Genomic DNA, 23,513 nt, shown 5'->3' with positions numbered 1-23,513 from the left:
GTGCCTCAGTTCGTCTTCGCTTTCTCGTCGCCCGGCAGCACGTAGTCCGTGCCTTCCCAAGGCGAGAGAAAATCGAAATTGCGGAATTCCTGCTTCAGCTCCACAGGTTCGTAGATGACCCGCTTGGCCTCGTCGTCGTAGCGAACCTCGACAAAGCCTGTCAGCGGGAAATCCTTGCGCAGCGGGTGCCCCTCGAAACCGTAGTCGGTGAGCAGGCGGCGCAAATCCGGATGGCCGGAGAACAGCACGCCGTAGAGATCGTAGGTTTCGCGCTCATACCAGTCGGCACCCGGAAACACCCCGGTAATCGAAGGCACCAGCGTCTCTTCGCTCGCCTCGATCTTGACGCGGATGCGCAGGTTCTGCTTCGGCGACAACAGGTGATAGACGACATCGAAGCGCTTGGCGCGAGCCGGATAGTCCGCCCCGCTGACATCGATGATCGACACGAATTGGCATTTCGCATCGTCGCGCAGGAAGCGCACGACATCGACGATATCGCCGGCCTTCACCGTGACGCTCAACTCGTCATAGGCAACGACGCTTTCCAGTATATCGGCGTCGAGCTTGTCGTTGAGGTAAGCGGCAAGATCGTTGAGGCGTTCACTCATTGTCGATCACCGCTCGATTGTGCCGGTACGGCGTATCTTCTTCTGCAACAGCAGAAGGCCGTACATCAAAGCTTCCGCACTTGGCGGGCAGCCAGGCACGTAGATGTCCACCGGAACAATGCGGTCACAACCGCGCACCACCGAATAGGAATAGTGATAGTAGCCGCCGCCATTGGCGCACGAGCCCATCGAGATGACGTAGCGTGGCTCCGGCATCTGGTCGTAGACCTTGCGCAGCGCCGGCGCCATCTTGTTGGTCAGCGTTCCGGCCACGATCATCACGTCCGACTGGCGCGGGGATGCGCGCGGTGCGATGCCGAAGCGCTCGCTGTCGTAGCGCGGCATAGCGGAGTGGATCATTTCCACCGCACAGCACGCCAAGCCGAAGGTCATGTACATCAGCGAGCCGGTGCGCGCCCACGTGATCAGCGCCTCGGTCGACGTGACGAGAAAGCCCTTGTCGGCCAGCTCGTCGTTGATGCCGACGAAGAAAGGATCGTCAGACCCGATAGGCTTGCCGGTCCTTGGATCGAGGATGCCTTTGGGCCGCGGTGCAACCAGCGTGCCGGAACTGTCGCTCAATCCCATTCGAGCGCCCCTTTCTTCCACTCATAGGCGAAGCCGATGGTCAGCACGCCAAGGAACACCATCATCGACCAGAACCCGAGCATGCCGATTTCCCCGAAGGAAACCGCCCAAGGAAACAGGAAGGCCACTTCGAGGTCGAAGATGATGAACAGGATCGACACCAGGTAAAAGCGCACGTCAAACTTCATGCGTGCATCATCGAACGAGTTGAAGCCGCACTCGTATGCGGAAAGCTTTTCCGGATCCGGATTGCGATACGCCACCAGGAACGGTGCGATGATCAGGGCCAGTCCCACGACCAGCGCCACGCCGATGAAAATCACGATCGGCAGATACGAACTCAGCAATGCGTTCATGCTGCAACTTTCCGTTAGCGGCTATCCCGCCTGAAGCTATAGCAGCAGGCCATGATACGGAAGCGCGACAGTTAATCGCTGAACCGCTTGCCGGTCCCATGCTGCAACGCGGCGAGGGTTAGCGCAGCCGGTTGCCCGAAGCAAGTCAAACCTTGGCCAAAAGATGGCGCTCGCACGCTTATAAAGCAAAACTGGTCGTTCCAGCTCTTGTTTGATTTCCTTCACTTTTTACTCCACTTTTACTCCTGACAGTATCGTGGCGGTTTCACTGCTAGCATGGGTGGAATCAACTCACCGCACTGCACTGCCGGCATCGACGAAAAGAACGCATGAAAGAGAAGTTCTCGCTCGCACAGGCACGCCGCATAGCACTGGCTGCACAAGGCTTTAGCCTGCCCCGCCCTGCCGGCCCCATCGACCGCAGGCACCTGGCCAGAACCTTGTCGCGCACCGGCCTGCTGCAGATCGATTCCGTCAGCGCCGTGGTGCGCGCGCACTACATGCCGCTTTACTCTAGGTTAGGGTCGTACCCACTTTCCCTGCTCGACAACGCAACGCAATCACGCAAGCGCTTGCTGTTCGAGTACTGGGCGCATGAGGCATCGCTGCTGCCCGTCGAGACCTATCCACTGATGCGCTGGCGCATGCAGCGCGCCGAGCGCGGCGACGACATATATGGCGCCCTGGCAAAATTCGGGCGCGAACGCGCCGGCTACATTGAAGGGATTTATCGCGAGGTGGCAGCGCGTGGCCCGATTGCCGCATCCGACCTCGAAGGCCAGAAGGGTTCCGGCGGCTGGTGGGGCTGGAGCGAAGCCAAGCACGCCTTCGAATGGCTGTTCTGGGCAGGCCGCATCACCACCGCTTACCGGCGCGGCTTCGAGCGCCTCTACGATCTGCCCGAGCGCGTACTGCCGCCGGCAATCCTCAACTTGCCAACGCCAGCACCCGCCGACGCACACCGCGAACTTCTGCGCATTTCCGCACGCGCCCACGGCATCGCCACCGCCGGTTGCCTGCGCGACTACTTCCGGCTCTCACCAGCCGACATCAAAGGCCGCATCGAGGAACTGGTGGAGGAAGGCGATCTGATTCCCGTCCGTATCGAGAGCTGGGCAAGGCCAGCTTACCTCCACAAGGATGCGCGCCTGCCGCGCAAGGTCGAGGCTCGCGCCCTGCTTGCCCCTTTCGATCCGCTGGTTTTCGAACGCACGCGCACCGAAAGCCTGTTCGGTTTCCGCTACCGCATCGAAATCTATACGCCGGCCGAAAAGCGGCAATACGGCTACTATGTCCTGCCCTTCCTGCTCGGTGACAGGATCGTGGCACGCATCGACCTGAAAGCCGACCGCCCATCTGGGGTTTTGCGGGTTCACGCCGCCTATGCCGAACCGGGCGCGCCGCCCGAAACGGCATCGGAACTGTTCGAGGAACTGCGGCTCATGCAGGGCTGGCTTGGCCTCGACCGCATCGAGGTCACGCCTGTTGGCGATCTTGGTCCGTCGCTGGCCGCTATCAAAGCGTCGTAACCACGCGTTGACACGCCCACCTCCTCAAGCCTAAATCCGCCACAGACGGTCTCCTCTCCAAAAGAGGGGAGCTAAGAGGGAATGCGGTGCGAGGTTCCACGACCTCAAATCCGCGGCTGTCCCCGCAACTGTAAGCGACGAGCCAAGCCGGACACCACTGGGCAGAGCCCCGGGAAGGCGGCAGCAAGGCAACGACCCGCGAGCCAGGAGACCTGCCGTCTGCAGAAAAGAATCCGACCGCCTGGCGGGTGTCCCGGGCAAGGAGCACGTTTTGGATTGCGACGGCAATTTTCCAGTTGAATCAGATAGCGGCCAATCGGGCCGTGCCGCGGTCACGGTTATCGTCTGCACGACATGCCGCGACGAGAGCGGAGCCGACTCCCACCCCCGCGCCGGCGAATTGCTGGCTGAAAGCGCGCGTAGCGCCGCCACGGGCCGCGGCGTCGATATCCGCACCGTCGAATGCCTTGGCAACTGCAAGCGCCGGCTGAGCGCATCCATCCTGCGCACCGGCGGCTGGGGCTACGTCTTCGGCGACCTTGCGCCGACAAGCGGTGCCGATCTCGTCGAGGGCGCCGAACTTTTCGCCGCCAGCCCTGACGAGCTCATGCCCTGGCGTGGCCGTCCCGATTGCCTGAAGCGCGGCCTCGTCGCCCGCATCCCTCCCCTCCATCTGTTGAAGGATTGACCATGACCGCCACAGCCACGCGTGTTCCCTGCACCGTCGTCACCGGCTTCCTCGGCGCCGGCAAGACCACGCTGATCCGCCACCTGCTGGAACAAGCCAAGGGCAAGCGCCTCGCCCTCATCGTCAACGAGTTCGGCGACATCGGCGTCGATGGCGAAATCCTCAAGGGTTGCGGCATCGATACCTGCCCGGAGGAAAACATCGTCGAACTGGCCAACGGCTGCATCTGCTGCACCGTTGCCGACGACTTCGTGCCGGCACTGGACCAGATCCTGTCGCGCACGCCCAAGGTCGATCATATCCTGATCGAAACGTCTGGCCTTGCCTTGCCGAAGCCGCTTGTGCAGGCCTTCCAGTGGCCAACGGTCAAGAACAGGGTCACCGTCGACGGCGTCATCGCCGTGGTCGATGGCCCCGCCCTTGCCGCCGGCCAGGTCGCCTCGGATATGGAAGCATTGGCAGCCCAGCGTGCCAACGACGACTCCCTCGACCACGACGACCCCGTCGAAGAGGTTTTCGAGGATCAGGTTGCCTGCGCCGATCTCATCATCCTGTCGAAGGGCGACTTGATGGACGCTGCCGGCTCCGCCCGCGCCAACGCCATCATCAACGAACACATCACGCCGGCCGTAAAAGTCGTGCCGTCCGTTCACGGCAAGGTCGATCCGTCCGTTCTTTTGGGCCTTGGCCTCGCCGTCGAAGAGGATATCGAGAACCGCAAGTCGCATCATGACGGCATGGGCGACCACGAACACGACGACTTCGACACCTTCATCGTCGACGTCCCCTCCATCTCAGATCCTGAAGATCTCGCCCGACGCGTAGCGACCGCAGCGGAAGAAGAAAATGTTCTCCGTGTAAAGGGCTTCATCGATGTCAGCGGCAAGCCGATGCGGCTCCTGGTCCAGGCCGTCGGCCCGCGCGTCAACCACTACTACGACCGCGCCTGGACAGCCTCCGACGACCGCCGCTCACGACTCGTCGTCATCGGCCTGAAGGGCCTTGATCGCCCGGCCATCGAAAAGATCCTGATAGGATAACCATGAAAACGCCCGCCGTCGGGATGCCGCCATGCATATCCTGACCACCACTTCCGCCTCGCTCGACGAGATCGCCGAGCCTGTCGATCTGCGGCAGAAGCCGGCGGATGTGGTTGCCCTGTCCTTCACGGACAGTGACCTTGCGGGCCTTGCGTCCGCATGGAAGGCCGACGCGGGGCATTTGCCTTCCATGCGCCTTGCCGCGTTGCGTGACCTTCGCCACCCGATGTCGGTCGATCTTTGGATCGACAGCGTAGCGCAGCACGCCAAGGTGATACTGGTGCGCATCCTCGGCGGTTACGACTGGTGGCGCTATGGCTGCGACCAGCTCTCGGCAACCGCACATGCCAAGGGCATCAAGCTTGCTCTCCTGCCCGGCGAATGCCGTGACGAGGATTTGCGCCTGATCGAAGCTTCGACCCTGCACCGCGAAGAACTGGCCCATCTACTCGACTATTTCCGCCAGGGCGGTCCCGCCAACATGAATGCATTGGTGCACCGGCTCGCCAAACTTGCTGGCCGTGAGGCGCAGCTCGCTGCCCCTGTCGAAGTTCCCAAGGCCGGCTACTACGAGCCGGGCGTTGGTGTACTCACCTCGCCCCACCTGGGAGACCAGACGGCACCCGTCATCCCCATCCTGTTCTACCGTTCCATGCTTTTGGCATCGGATGTCACGCCCATCGACGCACTAACGGCGGAACTGAGACAAAATGGCATCTCAGCCCTACCCATTTTCGTCTCCAGCCTGAAAGACCCCGGTTCGCTTGCCTTCGTGGAAGCGGCCTTTGCCGAGATCCCACCCGCCGCCATCGTCACAGCCACGGCATTCGCCTCAGGTGCCGAACCCGGAACCGAAACGCCGTTCGACCGCGCCGGTGTACCGGTCTTCCAGGTTATCGTCGCCACGACCCGCCGCGACGCGTGGGAAAACAACCAGCGCGGGCTGGCGCCGGCGGATCTCGCCATGCACGTCGTGCTGCCCGAACTCGACGGCCGCATCCTTGCCGGCGCGATTTCCTTCAAGGCCGAAAGCAAGGTCGATCCGGCATTGGGTTTCCGCGCCCATGCCAATCAACCCGAACCGGACCGCATTGCGCAAGTCGCCCGGCGCATCGCCAACTTCATTCGATTGAAGAAAACGCCGCCCGCCGAGCGTCGCATCGCTATCCTGATCCCGGACTATCCAAGCGCACCGGGACGCACCGGTTACGCCGTCGGTCTCGACGTGCCGGCAAGCATCCTCGCCATGCTGCATGACCTCAAGCAAGCCGGCTATACTATTGACAAGATTCCGCAATCGCCGCGTGAGTTGCTGGGCATGCTGGAGTCCGGCTCACTGGAGGTGAGCCTCGACGACTACCGCCGCCACTTCGCCGGCCTGCCTGCCGAGGCGCGCGAGGCGGTGGAAAAGGCATGGGGTGCCGCAAGCGTGATCTCCCCCGAGATGTCCGGCAGGACAGAGGGGGGCAACGTAGAGCGCGGCCCCGCACCCGCAGCAGAAGCACCTCTGGGCTTCCCATTCCGGGCAGCCACCTTCGGCAACATCACTGTGGCGCTCGCCCCCGACCGGGGCCGCTCTGCCGACCGCCGCGCCGACTACCACGATCCGACACTGCCGCCGCGCCACGCCCTGATCGCTTTCGGCCTGTGGTTGCAAAAGTCGATCGGTGCCCACGCCATCGTCCATGTCGGTGCCCACGGCACACTGGAATGGCTACCGGGCAAGACGGTAGCACTTAGCGAATCCTGCTTCCCCGAGATCGTCACCGGCTCGCTGCCGGTCGTCTACCCCTTCATCGTCTCCAATCCAGGTGAGGCCGCCCAGGCCAAGCGGCGCATTGCCGCTATCACGCTCGGCCACCTGCCCCCACCCCTCACCGAAGCAAGCCTCGATGAAAATCAGCAAAGGCTTGAGCGGCTGGTCGATGAATACGCGCAGGCAGACGGGCTGGACCGCCGCCGTCGCGACCGCCTCGCCAAACTCATCGTGGAAACAGCGGCCCAGACCGGGCTTGCGACGGAAGCAGGCATCGCCAACACAGATGCACCCGACGAGGCTTTGCGCCGGATCGATGCCTGGCTGTGCGATCTCAAGGACTTCGCCATCAAGGACGGCCTGCACATCTATGGCCGCGCCGCGGAAGGCGAGACGGACCCGCTGCGCCTGCAAAGCGCCGCTACCGAGCAATCCGCTCTCCTTGCCGCGCTCGACGGCCGCCATGTCACCGCCGGCCCCTCCGGCGCGCCGGCGCGTGGCCGTATCGACGTATTGCCCACCGGGCGCAATCTGTTCACCGCCGACCCGCGCACCATGCCGACCCCCACCGCCTTCGACCTCGGCAAGGCAGCCAGCGACGAGGTGGTGACAAGCTACCTCCAGACTCATGGCGACTGGCCCCGCTCGCTGGTCATCGACCTCTGGGGTTCGGCATCGCTGCGCACCGGCGGCGAGGAGATCGCCCAGGGCCTCGCCGTTATGGGCTGCCGCCCGCAATGGGACGCCGCCACCGGCCGCGTCACCGGCATCGAGGTGCTGCCACCCGCCCTGCTTGGCCGCCCGCGCATCGATGTCACCTGGCGCATTTCCGGCCTGTTCCGCGACATGTTCCCGACCCAGATCGCGCTGGTCGACGCCGCCGCCACCGCGGTCGCCACGCGCGACGAGGACGACTCCGAAAATCCACTCGCCGCCCGCACGCGCGCCGATGGCAAGGTCACCCCCCGCATCTTCGGCTCTTCGCCCGGAACCTATGGCGCGGGCTTGGAGGACCTGCTTTCAAGCGGAGACTGGCAGGCGCGCGAAGACCTTGGCCGCGCCTACCTCGACGCCGCCTCGCATGCCTATGGTGGAGCTGAAGGCGAAGGTGTTTCGGCACCCGGCGCGTTTGCTGGCCGCCTTGCCGATGCCGACCTGCTCGTCCACACCGGTGACGATCCGGGCCGCGACATCCTCGAAGGCTCCGCCGATGTCGCCTTCATCGGCGGCTTTTCCGCCGCCTTGGCGGCGCTTGGCGGCAATGCCGATGTCGTCGTGCTCGACACCACCGATCCGCAAAAGCCGAAGCCGCGCTCGGTCGCACAAGCCGTCGGTCGCGTGGTGCGGGCGCGTGCCGTCAATCCGCGCTTCATCGCCGGCCAGATGCGGCACGGCCCGCGCGGCGCCTCGGAATTCGCCGAAACCGTCGATCGCCTCGTCGGTTTTGCCGAGACCACCCATGCCATCCCCGGCAATCTGATCGAAGTCGTGCACGACGCCTATCTCGGCGATCCCGCCGTGCGCGCCTTCCTGTTGCGCGAGAACCCGGCCGCCGCGAAAGTGATTGCCGAGCGCTTCCTGTCGGCGCGCCGACGGGGGCTCTGGCACCCGCTGCGCAACTCGATTGATGACGACCTCGCCACCCTCATCGCCGAAGCGCAACAAGGGGTCGCGGCATGAACGCCATGTCCCGACGCGGCGCCTGCCCGACCCTTTCAACACCGATGCAAACCGGTGACGGTTTGCTTGCCCGGCTCAATCCGATTGCTGGAGGACTTTCGCCCAACACCTTGATCGGACTCTGCGAATCCGCGCTGCGCCAAGGCAACGGCATCGTTGAAGTAACCGCGCGCGGCAGTCTGCAAATTCGTGGCCTGACACCATTCTCAGCCCGCCAACTCGCTGGCGAGGTGGAGCAACTGGGCATCGCGGTACGCACCGGCGTGCCGGTCGAAACCGGGCCGCTGGCCGGCCTCGATCCATCCGAAATTGCCGATCCGCGCCCACTGGCCGACGCAATCCGCGCCGCCATCGCCTCCGCCGGCCTCGCCAAACGGCTTGGCCCCAAGGTTTCCGTGGTGGTTGATGGCGGTGGCCACCTCACCATGGATACCATCATCGCCGACGTGCGGCTGGTGGCGCAAAAGCGCGGCAACGAAACGGTCTGGTTACTGGCAACCGGTGGCGACGCGGCGACCGCCGTCCAGCAGGGCATCATTTCCGAAAACTCCGTCTGCGATGCGGCGATCGCCATCCTGCAAGCGATCGCCGCACTTGGGAAGGAAGCCCGCGCGCGGGATTTGCGCGCCGCTGACGAAATCCTCCCTGTTGGCCTGATCTCGCCCCTTGAGGGGAAGATGTCCGGCAGGACAGAGGGAGGTATCTCAAAGCATTTTCCTTTCGGCATAATTCTCCTCGCCAACGCCACCCTCGCGCTCGGCATCGCCCTGCCCTTCGGCGCAATGCCGGCAGGGAAGCTCATCGAATTGTCTCGCGCTGCCCTTGACGAGGGCACCGCCGACATACGCCCGGCCCCTGCACGCTCGTTACTATTCCTCGGCTTGAGCGAAGACGCCTGCCATCGTCTGCAAGACACGGCCGCTGCGCTCGGCTTCATCACAGACCCCACCGATCCTCGCCTGCACATCGCAGCTTGCCCCGGCACACCAGCCTGTGCGTCCGGCAACATCGAAACCCGCGCCATCGCCGAACAGGTCGCCGCGACCGTGCCCGGCTTCTTCGACGGTTCCTGCACACTCCACATCTCCGGTTGCGCCAAAGGTTGCGCCCACCCCGGCGCCGCGGCTCTCACAGTCGTGGGCCGCGACGGCGGCACCGGGCTTGTCGTGAACGGACCGGCAAAGGCGCTTTCGCCCGACAACACATCATGCGATGACGCCGCGCGCGGGCTTGCCGCCATCGCCAACCTCGTTCAAGCCTCGCGCCAGCCGGGCGAAACCACCGCCGCCTGCCTCGCTCGCCTTGGCGCGGCACCCATCCAAACCGCTTACCGACAGGACTGAGCATGGCCGCCTACGACTATATCCGCGACGGCACCGCGATCTATGAGCGCTCCTTCGCCATCATCCGCGCCGAGGCGGACCTTGCCCGCTTCACCGAAGCCGAAGCCGATGTTGCGATCCGCATGATCCATGCCTGCGGTCAAGTCGAGGCTGCCCGCAATTTCGTCTTCTCGACCGGTTTCGTCGCCGCCGCCCGCGCCGCACTGCAGGCCGGCGCGCCGATCTTCTGCGATGCAGAAATGGTCGCGCACGGCGTCACCCGCGTCCGCCTGCCCTCCGGCAACGAAGTGATCTGCACGCTGCGCGACCAACGCACCACTGCCCGCGCCGCCGAAATCGGCAACACCCGCTCGGCCGCCGCCATCGACCTGTGGGACGAGCGCATGGCAGGCAGCGTCGTCGCCATCGGCAATGCGCCAACCGCCCTCTTCTACCTGCTGGAAAAGTTGCGCGACGGTGCGCCGAAGCCGGCGGCGATCATCGGCATGCCGGTCGGCTTTGTCGGTGCTGCCGAATCGAAGGATGCGCTGGCGGAAAACTCTTACGGCGTTCCCTTCGCCATCGTGCGCGGCAGGCTCGGCGGCAGCGCCATGACCGCCGCCGCCCTCAACGCATTGGCGAGGCCCGGCCTGTGACACATTCTGAGCAAGGCAGGTTGATCGGCGTCGGCACCGGCCCCGGCGACCCCGAACTGATGACGCTGAAGGCCGTGCGTGCGCTGGCCGAGGCCGATGTGGTGGCCCACTTCGCCAAGCGCAACAGCCCTGGCAATGCCCGTGCCATCGTCGACAGCTATATGAAACCCGGCGTCATCGAACTGCCGCTCCACTATCCGGTCACCACCGAGATCGACAAGGATCACCCGGATTACAAGGCGCAGATCCTTGCCTTCTACGAACAGTCGGCCGAGCAGGTGGCCCAGCATCTCGCCGCCGGCCGCACCGTGGCCGTGCTGTCCGAAGGCGATCCACTGTTCTACGGCTCCTACATGCACCTCCATGTCAGGCTGGCGCATCGTTTCCCGACCGAGGTCATCCCCGGCGTCACCGCCATGTCCGGCTGCTGGTCGGCCACCAGCCAACCAATCGTGCAGGGCGACGATGTGCTGACCGTGCTTCCCGGCACCATGAACGAGGCCGAACTCACCCGCCGCCTTGGCGACACCGATGCCGCCGTCATCATGAAAGTTGGCCGTAATTTGCCCAAGATCAGGCGAGCGCTGACGGCAGTCGGCAAGCTCGAAAAGGCTATCTATGTCGAGCGCGGCACCATGGCGAACGGCGCTTCCATGCGCCTCCTCGACAAGACCGACGACAAGGCGCCCTATTTCACCATCATCCTCGTCGCCGGCTGGACGGGCCGGCCGGGCGAACTCGCTTCGGGAGCGATCCTGTGACCGGCCGTCTCACCGTCATCGGCCTCGGGCCGGGCAATGCCGACCAGGTGACGCCGGAGGCGAGCCGCGCCGTCGCCGAGGCTGAATTCTTCTATGGCTACAAGCCCTATCTCGAGCGCCTTGAACTCAGGGACGATCAGGTGCGCGTAGCCTCCGACAACCGCGAGGAACTTGCGCGGGCAACGGAAGCGCTGGAAAAAGCGAGGGTCGGCCACAGCGTCGCCGTCGTTTCCGGTGGCGATCCGGGCGTCTTCGCCATGGCCGCCGCCGTCTGCGAGGCCATCGAAGCCGGCCCTGCCGCATGGCGTGACATCGACATTGCCATCGTGCCCGGCGTCACCGCCATGCTCGCCGTCGCCGCGCGCATCGGCGCCCCGCTTGGTCACGACTTCTGCGCCATCTCGCTGTCCGACAATCTGAAACCGTGGGATCTGATCGAGCTTCGCCTGCTGGCGGCGGCGGGTGCCGGCTTCGTCATCGCGCTCTATAACCCGATCAGCAAGGCACGGCCCTGGCAACTTGGCCGCGCCTTCGAATGCCTGTCTGCGGTGCTTCCCGGCACCACCCCCGTCATCTTCGGTCGCGCCGCCGGCCGTCCGGACGAGCGCATGAACGTCTGCCTGCTCGCCGATACCGTTCCCGAAATGGCCGACATGGCGACCTGCATCATCATCGGCTCGCCGGAAACCCGCATCATCAAGCGCGGCGAGCGGCCGGCCCTGGTTTACACGCCGCGTTCCGCCACGGGGCCGAGATGATGATCGACCATCCGGACAAGCTCCTCGACGGTTTCGCCGCAAGGCACCTGCGGCAGCGCAGGCCGGCGGATCATCACCACCTCGACGCCCAGGCTTCGCGCCGCCGCGATCTTGCCGTAGGTCGCAGCACCCCCGCTGTTCTTGGACACCACCGCATCGATACCATGCGTGAGCAGCAGGGTCCTCTCATCCGCTTCAGCGAACGGCCCGCGCGCCAGAATATAAGTCGCATCAGGCACATTCAGCGGCGGTTCGACCGGATCGACGCTGCGGATGAGATAATGGTGCGGTCGACAAGACTCGAACGCCGCCACCTCTTGCCGGCCAAGCGCGAGGAACACACGACGCGGCTTTGCCCCGAGTGCGGCGACCGCATCTGCCACCGTATCGACCATGGTCCATCTGTCACCCTCGACCGGCTCCCAGCCGGGGCGGCGCAGCGCCAGCATCGTCGTGCCGGTTCTTTCGGCCGCCTTTGCCGCATTGGCCGAAATGCGCGCCGCATAGGGATGCGTGGCATCTATCAGAAGATCGACATGCTGCTCGTGCAAATAGCGGGCCAGCCCCTCGGCCCCGCCGAAGCCACCGATGCGCGTCGGCACTGGCTGCGCAGCGGGATTTTCGGTGCGCCCGGCCAGCGACAGCCTGACGGCGACGTCGCTGCGCGCTGCCAGCCTGCCGGCCAGTTGCCGCGCCTCGCTGGTGCCGCCAAGGATCAGGATATGGTGGGTCATCATGCCTGCTGAACGAATGCCGCCTGCCTCCCAATGGCTCACTGTCGTCGGCATCGGCGAAGACGGTGTAGCGGGTCTGGGTGACGAGGCCAAGCGCGCCATTGCCGATGCCGAGTTTGTTTTCGGCGGCAAGCGCCACCTCGAACTTGCCCGCCCCCTGACCCGGGGAGAGGCCCGTCAGTGGCCCACACCCTTCGACGCCGGCATGACCGAAGTTGCAGCGCTCGCCGGTCGAGCCGTCTGCGTTCTCGCCTCGGGTGACCCGTTCCTGCACGGCGTCGGTGTCACACTGGGCCGAAAGGTCCCCATCGCTGAAATGCGCGTTATCCCGGCGCCGTCCGCCTTCTCGCTGGCCGCCTCCCGCCTCGGATGGACCTTGCAGGACATCGAGACCGTTTCGCTGCATGGCCGCCCGCTCGACCTCATCCGCCCCTTGCTGCATCCCGGCACGCGCATTCTTGCCTTGACTTCGGATGACGCTGCTCCGGCCGCCATTGCCGGCCTGCTCACCGATCTCGGCTTTGGCCCGAGCCGATTTACCGTGCTGGAAGCGCTCGGCGGCGAGAACGAAGCCATTTGCAACACTCGCGCCGATACCCTCCAGATCGAAAACATCAATCCGCTCAATGTACTGGCAATCGAAGTTGAAACGGCCCCGCAGGCACGCATCCTGCCTTTGACTGCCGGAATGGCCGACGACCTGTTCGAGCATGACGGCCAGATCACCAAGCGCGAAGTCCGCGCCCTGACACTTTCCGCCCTCGCCGCCCGGCGCGGCGAACTGCTATGGGACATCGGCGCCGGCTCCGGCTCCATCGGCATCGAATGGATGCTGGCTCACCCGTCGCTGCGCGCCGTGGCCATCGAGACCGACGCGGAGCGCGCCGCCCGCATCGGCCGCAACGCGGCTGCCTGTGGCGTGCCGGGCCTTGCCGTCATTCACGGCACCGCCCCGCAAGCGCTAGTTGGCCTCGAAACGCCCGATGCCGTCTTCATCGGCGGTGGTGGCAGCGACGCCGGTGTGCTCGACGCGGCAATTGCTGCCTTGCGCCCCGGCGGCCGGCTCGTCGCCAATGCCGTGACACTCGAAATGGAAGCGCTGCTCATCGCCCGCCACGCCGCGCTGGGCGGCGACCTGACCCGCATCGCCCTCTCGCGCGCAGCCTCCATCGGTTCAATGCAAGGCTGGCGCTCCGCTATGCCAATCACCCAGTGGAATTGGGTGAAGCCATGATGGTCGCAGGCATTGGCTGCAAGAAGGGTGTCAGCACCAAGCAGATTCTGGCGGCTGTCGAAGCTGCCTTGCAATCGCACGGTCTCTCGTCGGCCTCGCTCTCCGGCTTGGCCACCGCCAAGCTGAAAGCACATGAAGATGCGATCTTCTCTGCCGGGCATGAGTTGCGCCTGCCGGTTTTCCTCGTCGATGGCCCTGCCCTGCAAATCGTCTCACTGCGTGGCCTCACCCGTTCCGGTCGCTCGCTCGCGGCCACGGGCAGTCCGTCAGTGTCCGAAACGGCCGCACTTGCCGCGGCCGGCCACCGTGCCCGCCTGCTCGGGCCCCGCACCGTGCTTGGCCCCGTCACTTGCGCCATCGCCGTCGCCGGAGACACAATATGACCGTCCATTTCATCGGTGCTGGCCCCGGTGCCGCAGACCTCATCACCGTGCGCGGCGCAAGGCTGCTCGGCTCTTGCCCCGTCTGCCTCTACGCAGGCTCCATCGTCGCGCCCGAACTGCTCGACCACTGCACGCCCGGCACCAAGCTCATCGACACCGCGCCCATGTCGCTTGACGAAATCGAAGCGGCCTGCCTCTCCGCCCATCAGGCAGGCCATGACGTCGCCCGCCTGCACTCCGGCGATCTTTCGGTATGGAGCGCCGTCGCCGAACAGATCCGCCGCCTGCAAAAGCATGGCATCCCTTATACGCTCACCCCCGGCGTGCCGGCTTTCGCCGCCGCAGCTGCCTCGCTTGGCCGCGAACTCACCATCCCGGAAGTCGCGCAAAGCCTGGTGCTCACCCGTGTCTCGGGCCGCGCCTCGAAGATGCCGCCAGGTGAAACGCTGGCCGGCTTTGGCCGCACCGGCGCAACGCTCGCCATCCATCTCGCCATCCACGCCATCGACCGCGTCGTGGCCGATCTTTCGCCGCTCTATGGCGCGGATTGCCCCGTTGCCATCGTCTTTCGCGCCTCATGGCCGGATGAGCGCATCGTCACCGGCACGCTGACCACCATCGAAGAGCAATTGAAGGCAGATCCTATCGAGCGCACCGCGATCATCTTCGTCGGCCGTTCGCTGGCGGCCACCGATTTCACCGAAAGCTCCCTTTACGACGCCTACTACCAGCGGCGTTTCCGTGGGCGGGACGGACTATGAACAACGACGCCAAAGACAGCCCTCGGGCCGCCGTCGAACAGGCACTGAGCCGTCTCGACGTCAATCTGCGCACTCTCGAACCCGGACATGTCTGGCTGGCCGGTGCAGGCCCGGGTGATCCCGGCCTTTTGACACTTGATGTCGTTAGCGCGCTCGGGCAGGCTGATGCGCTGGTGCATGATGCATTGGTCTCACCCGAAATCATCGTCATGGCAGCGCAAGCGGAAAAATTCTTTGTCGGCAAGCGCGGCGGTCGCCTGTCCATTCCGCAAGGCGACATCAACGCGCTTCTCGTGCGCCTCGCGCACGAGGGCCGCAAGGTCGTGCGCCTGAAGGGCGGCCACCCTTACGTCTTCGGGCGCGGCGGCGAGGAAGCGCAGGCGCTGGTCGATAACGGCATTCCTTATCGCGTCTTGCCCGGTGTTACCTCTGCCTTCGGCGGCCTCACTTCGGCGGGCATTCCGGCCACCATGCGCGGCGTCAACGGTGCCATCATTCTGGCAACCGGCTTCGCCGCCGTTTCCGACGATCGTCCCGATTGGTCAGCCCTTGCCCGCACCGGCCAGCCGATCATCATCTATATGGGCCTGACCCATATGGCGGCGACCATCACAGATCTCTATGCCGGCGGGCTATCTCCCGAGACACCGGCAGCCCTGATCGAAAACGCCACCTTGCCGCAGGAACGCACGGTGGTCGCCACGCTTGGCACCCTGGTGGAAGCCGCTGACCGCGACAACATCGTCTCCCCAGCCCTCATCGTCATCGGCGGCATCGTTGCGCTGCGCACCAAACTGGCTGGCGCATCTTGAGCGCCCGCGCCATCATCATCGGCGCGCCGCGCTCCGGCTCGGGCAAGACCAGCGTCACCATCGGCATATTGCGCGCGCTTGCCCGGCGCCGCATCCGCGTGCGCGGCGCAAAGTCCGGCCCCGACTATATCGACCCAGGTTTCCACGAGGCCGCCACTGGCCTTTCGGGCGTCAATCTCGACAGTTGGGCGATGGCGCCCGGCCTGCTCAACGCGCTTGCCGGCAACGCCGCCGCAGACACCGATTTCGTGGTGCTGGAAAGCGCCATGGGCTTGTTCGACGGCATTCCCGGAACGCCCGGTCGCTCCGGCGCTGCATCCGATCTCGCCGCCTTGTACGGTATCCCTACACTTCTCGTCCTCGACGTTTCCGGCCAGTCGACCACGGTTGCCGCCGTCGCCAAGGGCTTCGCCACCTACCGGCCAGACGTGCGCATCGCCGGCGTGGTGCTTAACCGCCTGGGCAGCGAACGCCACCGCAAGCTCTGCACCGAGGCTGTCGAATCGCTCGGCCTGCCTGTGGTCGGGGCCATTCAGCGCGACCCGACGCTCACCATGCCCGAACGCCACCTCGGGCTCGTGCAGGCCGGCGAGCATGACGACCTCATGGCCTTCATCGACCGCATGGCCGATATGGTCGAGCGCTCGCTCGACCTCGATGCCGTCATGCGCCTTGCCGAACCGCTCATGCCGTCCGGCGGCGATTTTGCGGCCGCCCTGCCACCACCCGGGCAACGTATCGCGGTGGCGCAGGACAAGGCATTCACCTTCATCTATCCGCATGTTGCAAACCACTGGCGAGCAGCAGGCGCGGAGATTGTTCCGTTCTCGCCGCTGGCTAACGAAGCGCCAGATTCGAACTGCGATGTCTGCTGGCTGCCCGGCGGCTACCCCGAACTGCACACCGGTAAGCTCGCAGCAGCGGCGAATTTCCGCGCCGGCATGGCCGCATTCGCGCGCACGAAGCCCGTGCATGGCGAGTGCGGCGGCTTCATGGTGCTGGGCGAAGCATTGGAGGATGCGGACGGCACCACCCACCGCATGCTTGGCCTGCTTGGCCACGCCACCAGTTTCGCCAAGCGCAAGATGCATCTTGGCTACCGTCAGGCGCGCCTCTTGAGCGATTGCCCGCTCGGCTCGGCAGGTACAGTCATACGCGGCCATGAGTTCCACTACGCGCAGACCATCGTCGCGGGCAACGACCAGCCACTGGCCGATCTCGCTGACGGCCAGGGCGCACCGCTCGGACCATCCGGCTGTCGGCGCGGCCACGTCAGCGGCACCTTCTTCCATGCCATCGCGCGGGGCGACTGACCCATGCCCTCTCTCCGACAGATATTATTCGATACTGCCCTCTGCCTCGTCTTCTTCACTCGCCTGCCGCTGCCGGTAATCGACTTCAGGGACCGCACGCTTGCCCAGGCCATATGGGCGGCTCCGCTTGCCGGCCTTATCGTTGCACTTATCGCCGCCGCAGTCTTCGCGGTTGCCACCACCCTCGGCCTTTCGCCTGCAATAGCCGCCGCCCTCACCCTTGCCGCCGGCATGCTTGCCACCGGTTGCCTGCATGAAGACGGACTCTCGGACGTGGCAGATGGCTTTGGCGGCGGCAAATCGCGCGAGAAGAAGCTTGAGATCATGCGTGACAGCCGTATCGGTGCCTATGGCGCGTCGGCGCTTGCGCTGTCGATCCTCGTTCGCTGGACGGCGCTGTCAGAGATTGCCGGCCCTTTCAGCATGGTTGCCGCCCTCATGGCGGCCCATATGGCGTCGCGCGGCCTGCTCGGCGCCTTCATGCATAATCTGCCACCAGCCCGCAGCGACGGGCTGTCGGCCAGCGCGGGCACTGTCACAAGCAACATCGCCTTGGTCGGCGCGGTCATTGGCGCGGCATCTCTCCTCCTGCTCGGCGCAGCTGGCGCGATCAGCGCAGCCATCCTGCTTGCCGTGATTTTCCTCGCTCTGCGCGCGCTTTGCCTGCGTCAGATCAACGGTCACACCGGCGACACCGTCGGCGCGCTGCAACAACTGGCCGAGATCGCCGTCCTGCTCGTCGCCTCGGTCGTCCTTTCCTGATTCAATTTCGGAGACTTTCCCGCCATGCCCTTCAAATCGCTAGATGACCTGCGTTCGGCCTGCACCAGCCTACCGGAGGGCAGCGACACTGCCGCTTCCGCCGTGGCCAGCCGCCAAAACACGCTGACCAAGCCGCAAGGCAGCCTTGGCCGTCTGGAAACCATCGCCGCATGGCTGGCGCGCTGGCAAGGCCGCGACATGCCGAAGCTCGACCGCGTCAAGGTCTTTGTTTTCGCCGGCAACCACGGCGTGACCGCGCAAGGCGTTTCTGCTTTCCCCTCCGAAGTCACCGTGCAGATGGTTGCCAATTTCGCCGGAGGCGGTGCCGCCATCAACCAGCTCGCCCGCATCGCCGGCGCAGATCTGACGGTCATTCCGCTCGACCTCGACCACCCGACCGGCGATTTCACGCAAGAAGCAGCAATGGATGACGCTACATTTCTTGCCGCCGTCTCTGCCGGCTACGATGCCGTCACAAAGAATCTCGACCTCGTCTGCTTCGGTGAAATGGGCATCGGCAACACCACGCCCGCCGCCGCCATCTCAGCTGCCCTGTTCGGTGGTGGGGCCGAAAAATGGACCGGTCGCGGCACTGGCGTCGATGACGCCGGCCTCGCCCGCAAGGTCAAGGCCATCGATGCGGGCCTCGTCCGCCACGCTGAGAGCCTGTCCGATCCGCTGAAAGTGGCCGCCAATCTCGGCGGCCGCGAACTGGCCGCCATTTTCGGCGCCACACTCGCCGCCCGCCATCATGGCATTCCGGTTCTGCTCGACGGTTTCGTCTGCACGGCCGCGGCAGCACCTCTGGCAAAGCTGAATCCCGGCGGCCTCGCGCACACGCTTGCCGCTCACGTCTCCGCAGAAGCCGGCCACCGCAACCTGCTCGAAGCGCTCGGCCTGCCGCCGTTGCTCGACCTCGGCATGCGACTCGGCGAAGGCTCCGGCGCCTGCCTTGCCGTCAACATCGTACGTTCGGCGCTGGAATGCCACGCGCGCATGGCCAGCTTTGCCGAAGCAGGTGTATCGGAGAAGTAGAGGTCGAAACCTCAGCGGTGGAGTGAAACGCTGGCGCGAATGCCGCGCGCTACGTGGCGCGTGGCGTTGCCCAGCCACTCGTCGAACGCTGCACGCTCCGGACGAATGAAAACGGCATCCGGCGCAAACCGCGTCCACGCATAATGGTGCTTGGGCGCGACCGAGGTCAGCACCGGCTTGCCCGATGCGATGGCATGTTCAAAGGCTCCGAAAAGTCCGCTCCCCACCGCTTCCACCTTGCCGAACTTGCTCAGCACCACGACATCGCTTTCCTCGATCTGCCCAAGCACGCTGGAGCAGGCTCCAACGACGCCGAGTTCATCGAGATGACAGGAGGTGTGGGCCGGCGGCTCGTCCAGATACATGGCGTAGACATTGCCGGTCTGGATGTTGCGCAACAAGCCCGCACTACAGGAACGGCCGGTCAGGCCATGCGCTTCCTCGACGAGGCCGCAGACTTTGAGCCCTTCAGCTCGCCAGTCCACGATCGCCTGCGCCAGCAACTTCTGGATGACGGCGCTTTCCGCGCCAACGATCGCTGCGATACTGCGCCGTATCATCGCCGTGCCTGCCTTTCCGCTCGGCTACAATGGTCCCGACAGCGTCGCGGATCAAGGTCTCCAAGCCATGACAAACCGCCGCGTGCATCTGCACAACCACGCGCGGCATTGAAACTCTTTAAACCATATCGCGGTCAGCGCCTTGGCAAATCACCAGCCTCGCAAGCGCAACGCCCGGTCTACAGCCCCAGGCTTGCAGCCGTCTGGCGCAGATCGACAAGCAGCTCCGAGGTAACTTCAAGGTTCTTGTCCTCGCGCACCTGTACGCCCGGTCCGGCTCCATATGTGGCAAGAACCTCGTCCCGTTTGCGGACAAGCGCCTCAATTTCCGCCCGGTAGAGCGCCACTACCGCGCTGAGCCAGCGATTGGTCAGGTAAGATGGCCGCGCAAAATGCAGGTCGAAGCGCGGCATCAGCGCAATCGTCGCCTCGGCCTCCAGCCATTGGTCGCCAACCACCCACTGGTTGACCGTGAAAAGCCGGACCAGACGTCCGTAGGCATCGACACCCACGGCAACAAGGTGATGGATCGGTCCGCTCGCGCCTTCTGGCCGCACGAAGCAATGGAAATGGCCATGCTCGGCCTGCCCTTCCTGCGGCGGATGGCTGTGATAGTACCATTGCGCGCCCGTTTCCGGATCGAACACATCGCCGGGTGGAAAGTGCTCCCAGGCCGCAACCGATTTCGCTTCGCGCAACGTCTCGAGCAGCACGTTGCTGGCCGATTTAGCCAGAACCTGCTCGCAAAACAGCGCCTGTCGCGCAGCTTCCAGCCTTGCATCGTCCATGAAGCAGTCTCCTGCCGCCAACTTGCCTATTGCGGCTGTGCCGCGCAAGGCGAAGCTGCCGGTGCCGCAGCGCAAGGGGCAGGTGCCGCAGCACATGGAGCGGCCGCAGCGCAAGGAGAGGCCATAGGCGCAGCCGCACACGGCGATGATGCAGCACAGGGTGCCGGGGCCGCGGCACAGGGCGATGCCGCCGAACAAGGAGAAGCGGCTGCACAAGGCGAGGCTGCGCTACATGGAGATGCCGCAGCACACGGTGTCTCCGCCGCGCAAGGGGCAGCGGGAGCAATGGCCGCCGGAACAGGCTGGGGCGCCGCGGCGAAGCGGTAGTGGTCGACCGCCACCGCCGAAGTGGCGGCAAGAAAGGCAGTACCGAACAGAAGTGTGTTGCGCGTGCTCATTTCGATTTGAACCCGTCGAGCCCGAATAGCGGGCGAAGCGCCACGCCGCCAAGGCTGCCGACAAAGGCCGAAGCGAACCAAAGCCAGCCATGCACGCTCCCCGAAGCGATGCCGCTGAACAGCGCGCCAATGTTGCAGCCGAACGAAAGCCGCGCGCCGTAACCCATCAGGACGCCGCCGATAGCCGCCGCCAGGAACGAAGCGAAAGGCACATGCACCTTGGGCGCAAACTTGCCGGCAAGCCCTGCCGCCAGCGCCGCGCCCAAAATGATCCCGAAATTCATCACCGAAGTGACATCGGCAAGCACGCTCGAACCCAGCGCCTTGGCCGGGCCGGGCCACGTCCAGAACGCCCATGTCTCAATCGGAACGCCGCTTGCCTGAACGATCTTCGCACCCCAAAGCCCGAAGCCGAACGTGACCGACCACGGATGTCCTGCCGTCAGCAAGGTTGCGATGTTCAGCGCCGCCAGCAAAATGCCTGCCCCGAACAATGGCCAGGGACCATGCAGCAAGCGGGAAAGTCCTTGCCTCGAAACAGGCTTGATCTGCTCCAGGCTGCCGTGCGCGCGCCGCTCCACCAGCATGGTCGCCGCAGCCACTGCAGCCAGCCCGGCTAGCGTCACCGCTACCCCGCCCGCCACGCCGAACGTACGGCCAAGGCTGATCTCCGGCAGCGAAGGCAGCGACAACCACCAGGGCAGATGCGCGGTGCCGATCACCGCACCCACCACGAAGAAAATGAGCGTCACCAGCATGCGCGAAGAACCGCCGCCAACCGTGAACAAGGTTCCCGAGCCGCAACCGCCGCCGAGCTGCATGCCCAGGCCGAACAGCGCGGCCCCCACCAGAACCGATACGCCGACCGGCGCAAAGGCTCCAGCCAATACCTGTCCGTTGGCGCTACCGAGCGCAAGCAGCGGAATGAAGACGATCGCCGCCACCGCAATCATCAGCATCTGCGCCCTGAGCGCCCTGCCCCGCCGCTCGACAACGAACCGGCGCCAGCCACCCGTGAAGCCGAACGATGCATGATAAAGCGTCAGCCCAAGCAGGCCGCCGATCAGGAACAGCAGCGCCTGGCGCGGGTTGATCGCCTGGCCGATGGCAAGTGTTCCCAGCACGAAAGCCAGTCCCACAAAAACAACCGGGCCTTTGTCGAGATTGACGGTAGGTGCCCGCGCAAGCGTTGCATTGATGTTGGTCATTGGGGCGGAGATTCTCGCAATAACAGACGGGAGCCACTTACCGGGTTCGGGCGTCGTTGGAAACAGGGGCCTTAAAGCAGGATGTCCAGGATTGTCGTCCTGGACATCTTGCAAATCACGGCTCGGCCAATACCGGGATCAGGTACCCGGCTCGACCGGACGCGCCGGATCGGCGGCCCACTCGGCCATCGAGCCGTCATACATCTTGGTGTTCTTGTTGCCTTCGATTTCGCTGAGGCCAAACCACACCACGGAAGCCCAATGGCCGGTGTTGCAGAAGGCGATGTTTTCCTCATCCGACTTCAGGCCCAAATTCTTGGAGAGGTTCGCAACCGCTTCCTTGGAAGCAAAGGACGCCTTGTCCGTGTCGTAGAGCTTGCTGTTTTCGAGGTTGGCTGCGCCCGGAATGGTGCCGGCAACGCGCACCACGGGGCTCTTCGCCTCGCCCTTGAACTGGGCCGCAGGGCGTCCGTCGATGAGCTTGATGCCATCGGTGCGGGCCTTTTCAACATCGGCCGTGGTAGCCAAAAGCTCCTTCTTCAATTCACCGGTGAAGGTCGCAGCCGCCGGCTTCACAACCTCGGTCGAAAGTTCGCCGCCAGCCGCTTCCCAGGCGCGTTCACCGCCATCCAGGATCGATACGGCATCGTGGCCGAGAACCTTGAAAGTCCAGTAGATGCGGGTCGCGGCACCGAACTCCGACGAATCCGTACCTTGCGGAACGATGACGACATGGCTGTCATTGCTGACGCCGAAACCACCGATCGTCTTGGTGATCTGGTCGACCGGCGGCAACATGCCCGGAACACCATTCACCTCCGCGCGCCAGCCACCGGTCGCATAAGGCGCATTGATCGCGCCCGGCACATGCCCCTTTTCATAGGGGTTGCCTTCCTTGGTGGCGTCGCGAACGTCCAGCACGACAAGGCTCTTGTCGCCCAGCTTGGATTTCAGCCAAGCCGCATCCACCAGCGGCTGGTCGGTCAGGCGTTCGGCTTGCGCCCCGCCAACGAAAGCAAGACCGGCAGCGATCACTGCCGCGAAGAGAGAAAAGCGCATCAGGCCACCTCGGAAAAAGATTTCAGAAAACGACATTCCCGATAGTTATAGGCCGGTTAGCGGCACCAAACACGACAAATCTTCCTAATATTGGCGACAATTAGGAAATCCATGCGCACCGCTAGCGCAAGAATAGAATTTGAATCCCCTCCTGGTTTTCCGGCGAAGAAGATGTCCTAAAACAATGAGCCTGCCCGCACTGAACCAGGCAGGCGAACTGCAAGAACGGTTCGTTGAAAAAGCGCGCCGGGCAGCGTCCACTGCGCCCCGCACCGGCGGCCTTCAACGCGGGCAGTTTCGGAACAAGTTCTCCCCTCCGGAGTTGACCGTCGTTGGGAGCTTGCGATGAGCGTGCACACCAACTACCAGGAACCGAACTGCCTAAAGAAGCGACGGCACAGACATCAGCCCGTGCTGCCGCTGGATAAGAATGACTGCCGAAACACCGCGCGAGCATAGACCACGCGTCCTCAAGCGTGCATCGATAATAACCGGCCCAAGCAAGTCGGAAATTTCCTGCATAGTCAGGAACCAGCACCTCAACGGCGCTGAACTCAAAGTACCCGCTGACGTGCCGGTGCCGGAACTTTTCACCTTGTATGTGCCGACAGACGGGGTCGCCTATGACGCCCGCCTTCGCTGGCGTCGCGGCGAGCGGATCGGAATAGAACTCATCGGAACCAGGCCGAAGCCCCGCTTCCACTATGGATGATCGTCTTTT

23 protein-coding genes and 1 riboswitch are annotated in these 23,513 nt (G+C 64.5%); of the genes, 15 read left to right on the top strand and 8 right to left on the bottom strand.

Going from position 1 to position 23,513, the window contains the following annotated elements:
• Positions 1–5: 5 nt before the first annotated feature.
• The 3 genes from ASD50_RS15595 to ASD50_RS15585 are packed head-to-tail and all read right to left on the bottom strand — an operon-like array spanning position 6 to position 1,555.
• Positions 6–611: an NADH-quinone oxidoreductase subunit C gene (locus ASD50_RS15595; protein ID WP_056243032.1), complete on the bottom strand. Its 606-nt coding sequence runs from the start codon at positions 609–611 to the stop codon at positions 6–8.
• Between the two features lie 6 nt (positions 612–617).
• Positions 618–1,199: a NuoB/complex I 20 kDa subunit family protein gene (locus ASD50_RS15590; protein WP_056243030.1), complete on the bottom strand. Its 582-nt coding sequence runs from the start codon at positions 1,197–1,199 to the stop codon at positions 618–620.
• A complete protein-coding gene (locus tag ASD50_RS15585) occupies positions 1,190–1,555 on the bottom strand; it encodes an NADH-quinone oxidoreductase subunit A (protein ID WP_056243028.1) in 366 nt (121 codons plus the stop codon). The genes ASD50_RS15590 and ASD50_RS15585 overlap by 10 nt, the downstream gene beginning before the upstream one ends.
• A 329-nt stretch (positions 1,556–1,884) precedes the next feature.
• On the opposite strand from ASD50_RS15585, the gene ASD50_RS15580 reads away from it, so the two are divergent.
• From ASD50_RS15580 to ASD50_RS15545, 8 genes are all read left to right on the top strand, one after another.
• Positions 1,885–3,084 (top strand): winged helix-turn-helix domain-containing protein, encoded by a 1,200-nt coding sequence (locus tag ASD50_RS15580; RefSeq protein WP_056243026.1) that lies wholly within the window; start codon positions 1,885–1,887, stop codon positions 3,082–3,084.
• Between the two features lie 29 nt (positions 3,085–3,113).
• A riboswitch (cobalamin riboswitch) is annotated at positions 3,114–3,319 on the top strand.
• Between the two features lie 36 nt (positions 3,320–3,355).
• Positions 3,356–3,772: a DUF1636 family protein gene (locus ASD50_RS15575; protein ID WP_056243023.1), complete on the top strand. Its 417-nt coding sequence runs from the start codon at positions 3,356–3,358 to the stop codon at positions 3,770–3,772.
• A gap of 2 nt (positions 3,773–3,774) precedes the next feature.
• Complete coding sequence (gene cobW, locus ASD50_RS15570; RefSeq protein WP_056243021.1) at positions 3,775–4,812, top strand: cobalamin biosynthesis protein CobW; 1,038 nt, start codon at positions 3,775–3,777, stop codon at positions 4,810–4,812.
• Positions 4,813–4,843: 31 nt separating this feature from the next.
• Positions 4,844–8,248, top strand: coding sequence for a cobaltochelatase subunit CobN (gene cobN / locus ASD50_RS15565; protein WP_056243018.1), 3,405 nt, complete (start codon positions 4,844–4,846; stop codon positions 8,246–8,248).
• Entirely contained in the window at positions 8,245–9,591 is a 1,347-nt protein-coding gene (gene cobG, locus ASD50_RS15560) for a precorrin-3B synthase (RefSeq protein ID WP_056243016.1), read from the top strand. The genes cobN and cobG overlap by 4 nt, the downstream gene beginning before the upstream one ends.
• Positions 9,592–9,593: 2 nt before the next feature.
• Positions 9,594–10,226 carry a precorrin-8X methylmutase gene (locus ASD50_RS15555; protein WP_056243014.1) on the top strand — a complete coding sequence of 211 codons (633 nt, stop codon included), beginning with the start codon at positions 9,594–9,596 and terminating at the stop codon, positions 10,224–10,226.
• Positions 10,223–10,987 (top strand): precorrin-2 C(20)-methyltransferase, encoded by a 765-nt coding sequence (locus ASD50_RS15550; RefSeq protein ID WP_056243012.1) that lies wholly within the window; start codon positions 10,223–10,225, stop codon positions 10,985–10,987. The genes ASD50_RS15555 and ASD50_RS15550 overlap by 4 nt, the downstream gene beginning before the upstream one ends.
• Entirely contained in the window at positions 10,984–11,745 is a 762-nt protein-coding gene (locus ASD50_RS15545; RefSeq protein WP_056243010.1) for a precorrin-3B C(17)-methyltransferase, read from the top strand. Before ASD50_RS15550 ends, ASD50_RS15545 begins: the two co-directional genes overlap by 4 nt.
• Here ASD50_RS15545 and ASD50_RS15540 read toward each other — a convergent pair.
• On the bottom strand, positions 11,712–12,479 hold the full coding sequence (locus ASD50_RS15540; RefSeq protein WP_056243745.1) for a cobalt-precorrin-6A reductase: 768 nt from the start codon (positions 12,477–12,479) through the stop codon (positions 11,712–11,714). The genes ASD50_RS15545 and ASD50_RS15540 overlap by 34 nt on opposite strands.
• 1 nt (position 12,480) lies before the next feature.
• Here ASD50_RS15540 and ASD50_RS15535 point away from each other — a divergent pair, with 1 nt between their 5' ends.
• From ASD50_RS15535 to cobT, 7 genes are read left to right on the top strand one after another with little or no spacing between them, the layout of a single operon-like run.
• A complete protein-coding gene (locus tag ASD50_RS15535) occupies positions 12,481–13,713 on the top strand; it encodes a bifunctional cobalt-precorrin-7 (C(5))-methyltransferase/cobalt-precorrin-6B (C(15))-methyltransferase (protein ID WP_056243008.1) in 1,233 nt (410 codons plus the stop codon).
• Positions 13,710–14,096 (top strand): cobalamin biosynthesis protein, encoded by a 387-nt coding sequence (locus tag ASD50_RS15530; protein WP_056243006.1) that lies wholly within the window; start codon positions 13,710–13,712, stop codon positions 14,094–14,096. Before ASD50_RS15535 ends, ASD50_RS15530 begins: the two co-directional genes overlap by 4 nt.
• Entirely contained in the window at positions 14,093–14,857 is a 765-nt protein-coding gene (gene cobM / locus ASD50_RS15525) for a precorrin-4 C(11)-methyltransferase (protein WP_056243004.1), read from the top strand. The genes ASD50_RS15530 and cobM overlap by 4 nt, the downstream gene beginning before the upstream one ends.
• Positions 14,854–15,669 carry a uroporphyrinogen-III C-methyltransferase gene (gene cobA / locus ASD50_RS15520; protein WP_056243002.1) on the top strand — a complete coding sequence of 272 codons (816 nt, stop codon included), beginning with the start codon at positions 14,854–14,856 and terminating at the stop codon, positions 15,667–15,669. The genes cobM and cobA overlap by 4 nt, the downstream gene beginning before the upstream one ends.
• Positions 15,666–16,982 (top strand): cobyrinate a,c-diamide synthase, encoded by a 1,317-nt coding sequence (locus ASD50_RS15515; protein ID WP_056243000.1) that lies wholly within the window; start codon positions 15,666–15,668, stop codon positions 16,980–16,982. The genes cobA and ASD50_RS15515 overlap by 4 nt, the downstream gene beginning before the upstream one ends.
• Positions 16,983–16,985: 3 nt before the next feature.
• Positions 16,986–17,744 (top strand): adenosylcobinamide-GDP ribazoletransferase, encoded by a 759-nt coding sequence (gene cobS, locus ASD50_RS15510; RefSeq protein WP_056242998.1) that lies wholly within the window; start codon positions 16,986–16,988, stop codon positions 17,742–17,744.
• Between the two features lie 24 nt (positions 17,745–17,768).
• Positions 17,769–18,779, top strand: coding sequence for a nicotinate-nucleotide--dimethylbenzimidazole phosphoribosyltransferase (cobT, locus tag ASD50_RS15505; RefSeq protein ID WP_056242996.1), 1,011 nt, complete (start codon positions 17,769–17,771; stop codon positions 18,777–18,779).
• Between the two features lie 11 nt (positions 18,780–18,790).
• Here cobT and ASD50_RS15500 read toward each other — a convergent pair whose 3' ends face one another.
• From ASD50_RS15500 to ASD50_RS15485, 4 genes are all read right to left on the bottom strand, one after another.
• On the bottom strand, positions 18,791–19,339 hold the full coding sequence (locus ASD50_RS15500) for a DUF2478 domain-containing protein (protein ID WP_082549698.1): 549 nt from the start codon (positions 19,337–19,339) through the stop codon (positions 18,791–18,793).
• 179 nt (positions 19,340–19,518) lie between these two features.
• Complete coding sequence (locus tag ASD50_RS15495; RefSeq protein WP_056243743.1) at positions 19,519–20,127, bottom strand: DUF6969 family protein; 609 nt, start codon at positions 20,125–20,127, stop codon at positions 19,519–19,521.
• A gap of 394 nt (positions 20,128–20,521) precedes the next feature.
• A complete protein-coding gene (locus ASD50_RS15490) occupies positions 20,522–21,733 on the bottom strand; it encodes a YeeE/YedE family protein (protein WP_056242993.1) in 1,212 nt (403 codons plus the stop codon).
• Positions 21,734–21,871: 138 nt separating this feature from the next.
• The gene (locus ASD50_RS15485) at positions 21,872–22,792 is read right to left on the bottom strand and encodes a sulfurtransferase (RefSeq protein WP_056243742.1); all 921 of its coding nucleotides are present in this window, start codon (positions 22,790–22,792) and stop codon (positions 21,872–21,874) included.
• Between the last annotated feature and the right edge of the window lie 721 nt (positions 22,793–23,513).

The organism is Mesorhizobium sp. Root552, assembly GCF_001427285.1.
In the GTDB taxonomy this organism is placed as follows: domain Bacteria; phylum Pseudomonadota; class Alphaproteobacteria; order Rhizobiales; family Rhizobiaceae; genus Mesorhizobium.
The sequence above is the reverse complement of the archived record's forward strand: the minus strand, read 5'-3'. Positions and strand labels throughout refer to the sequence as shown.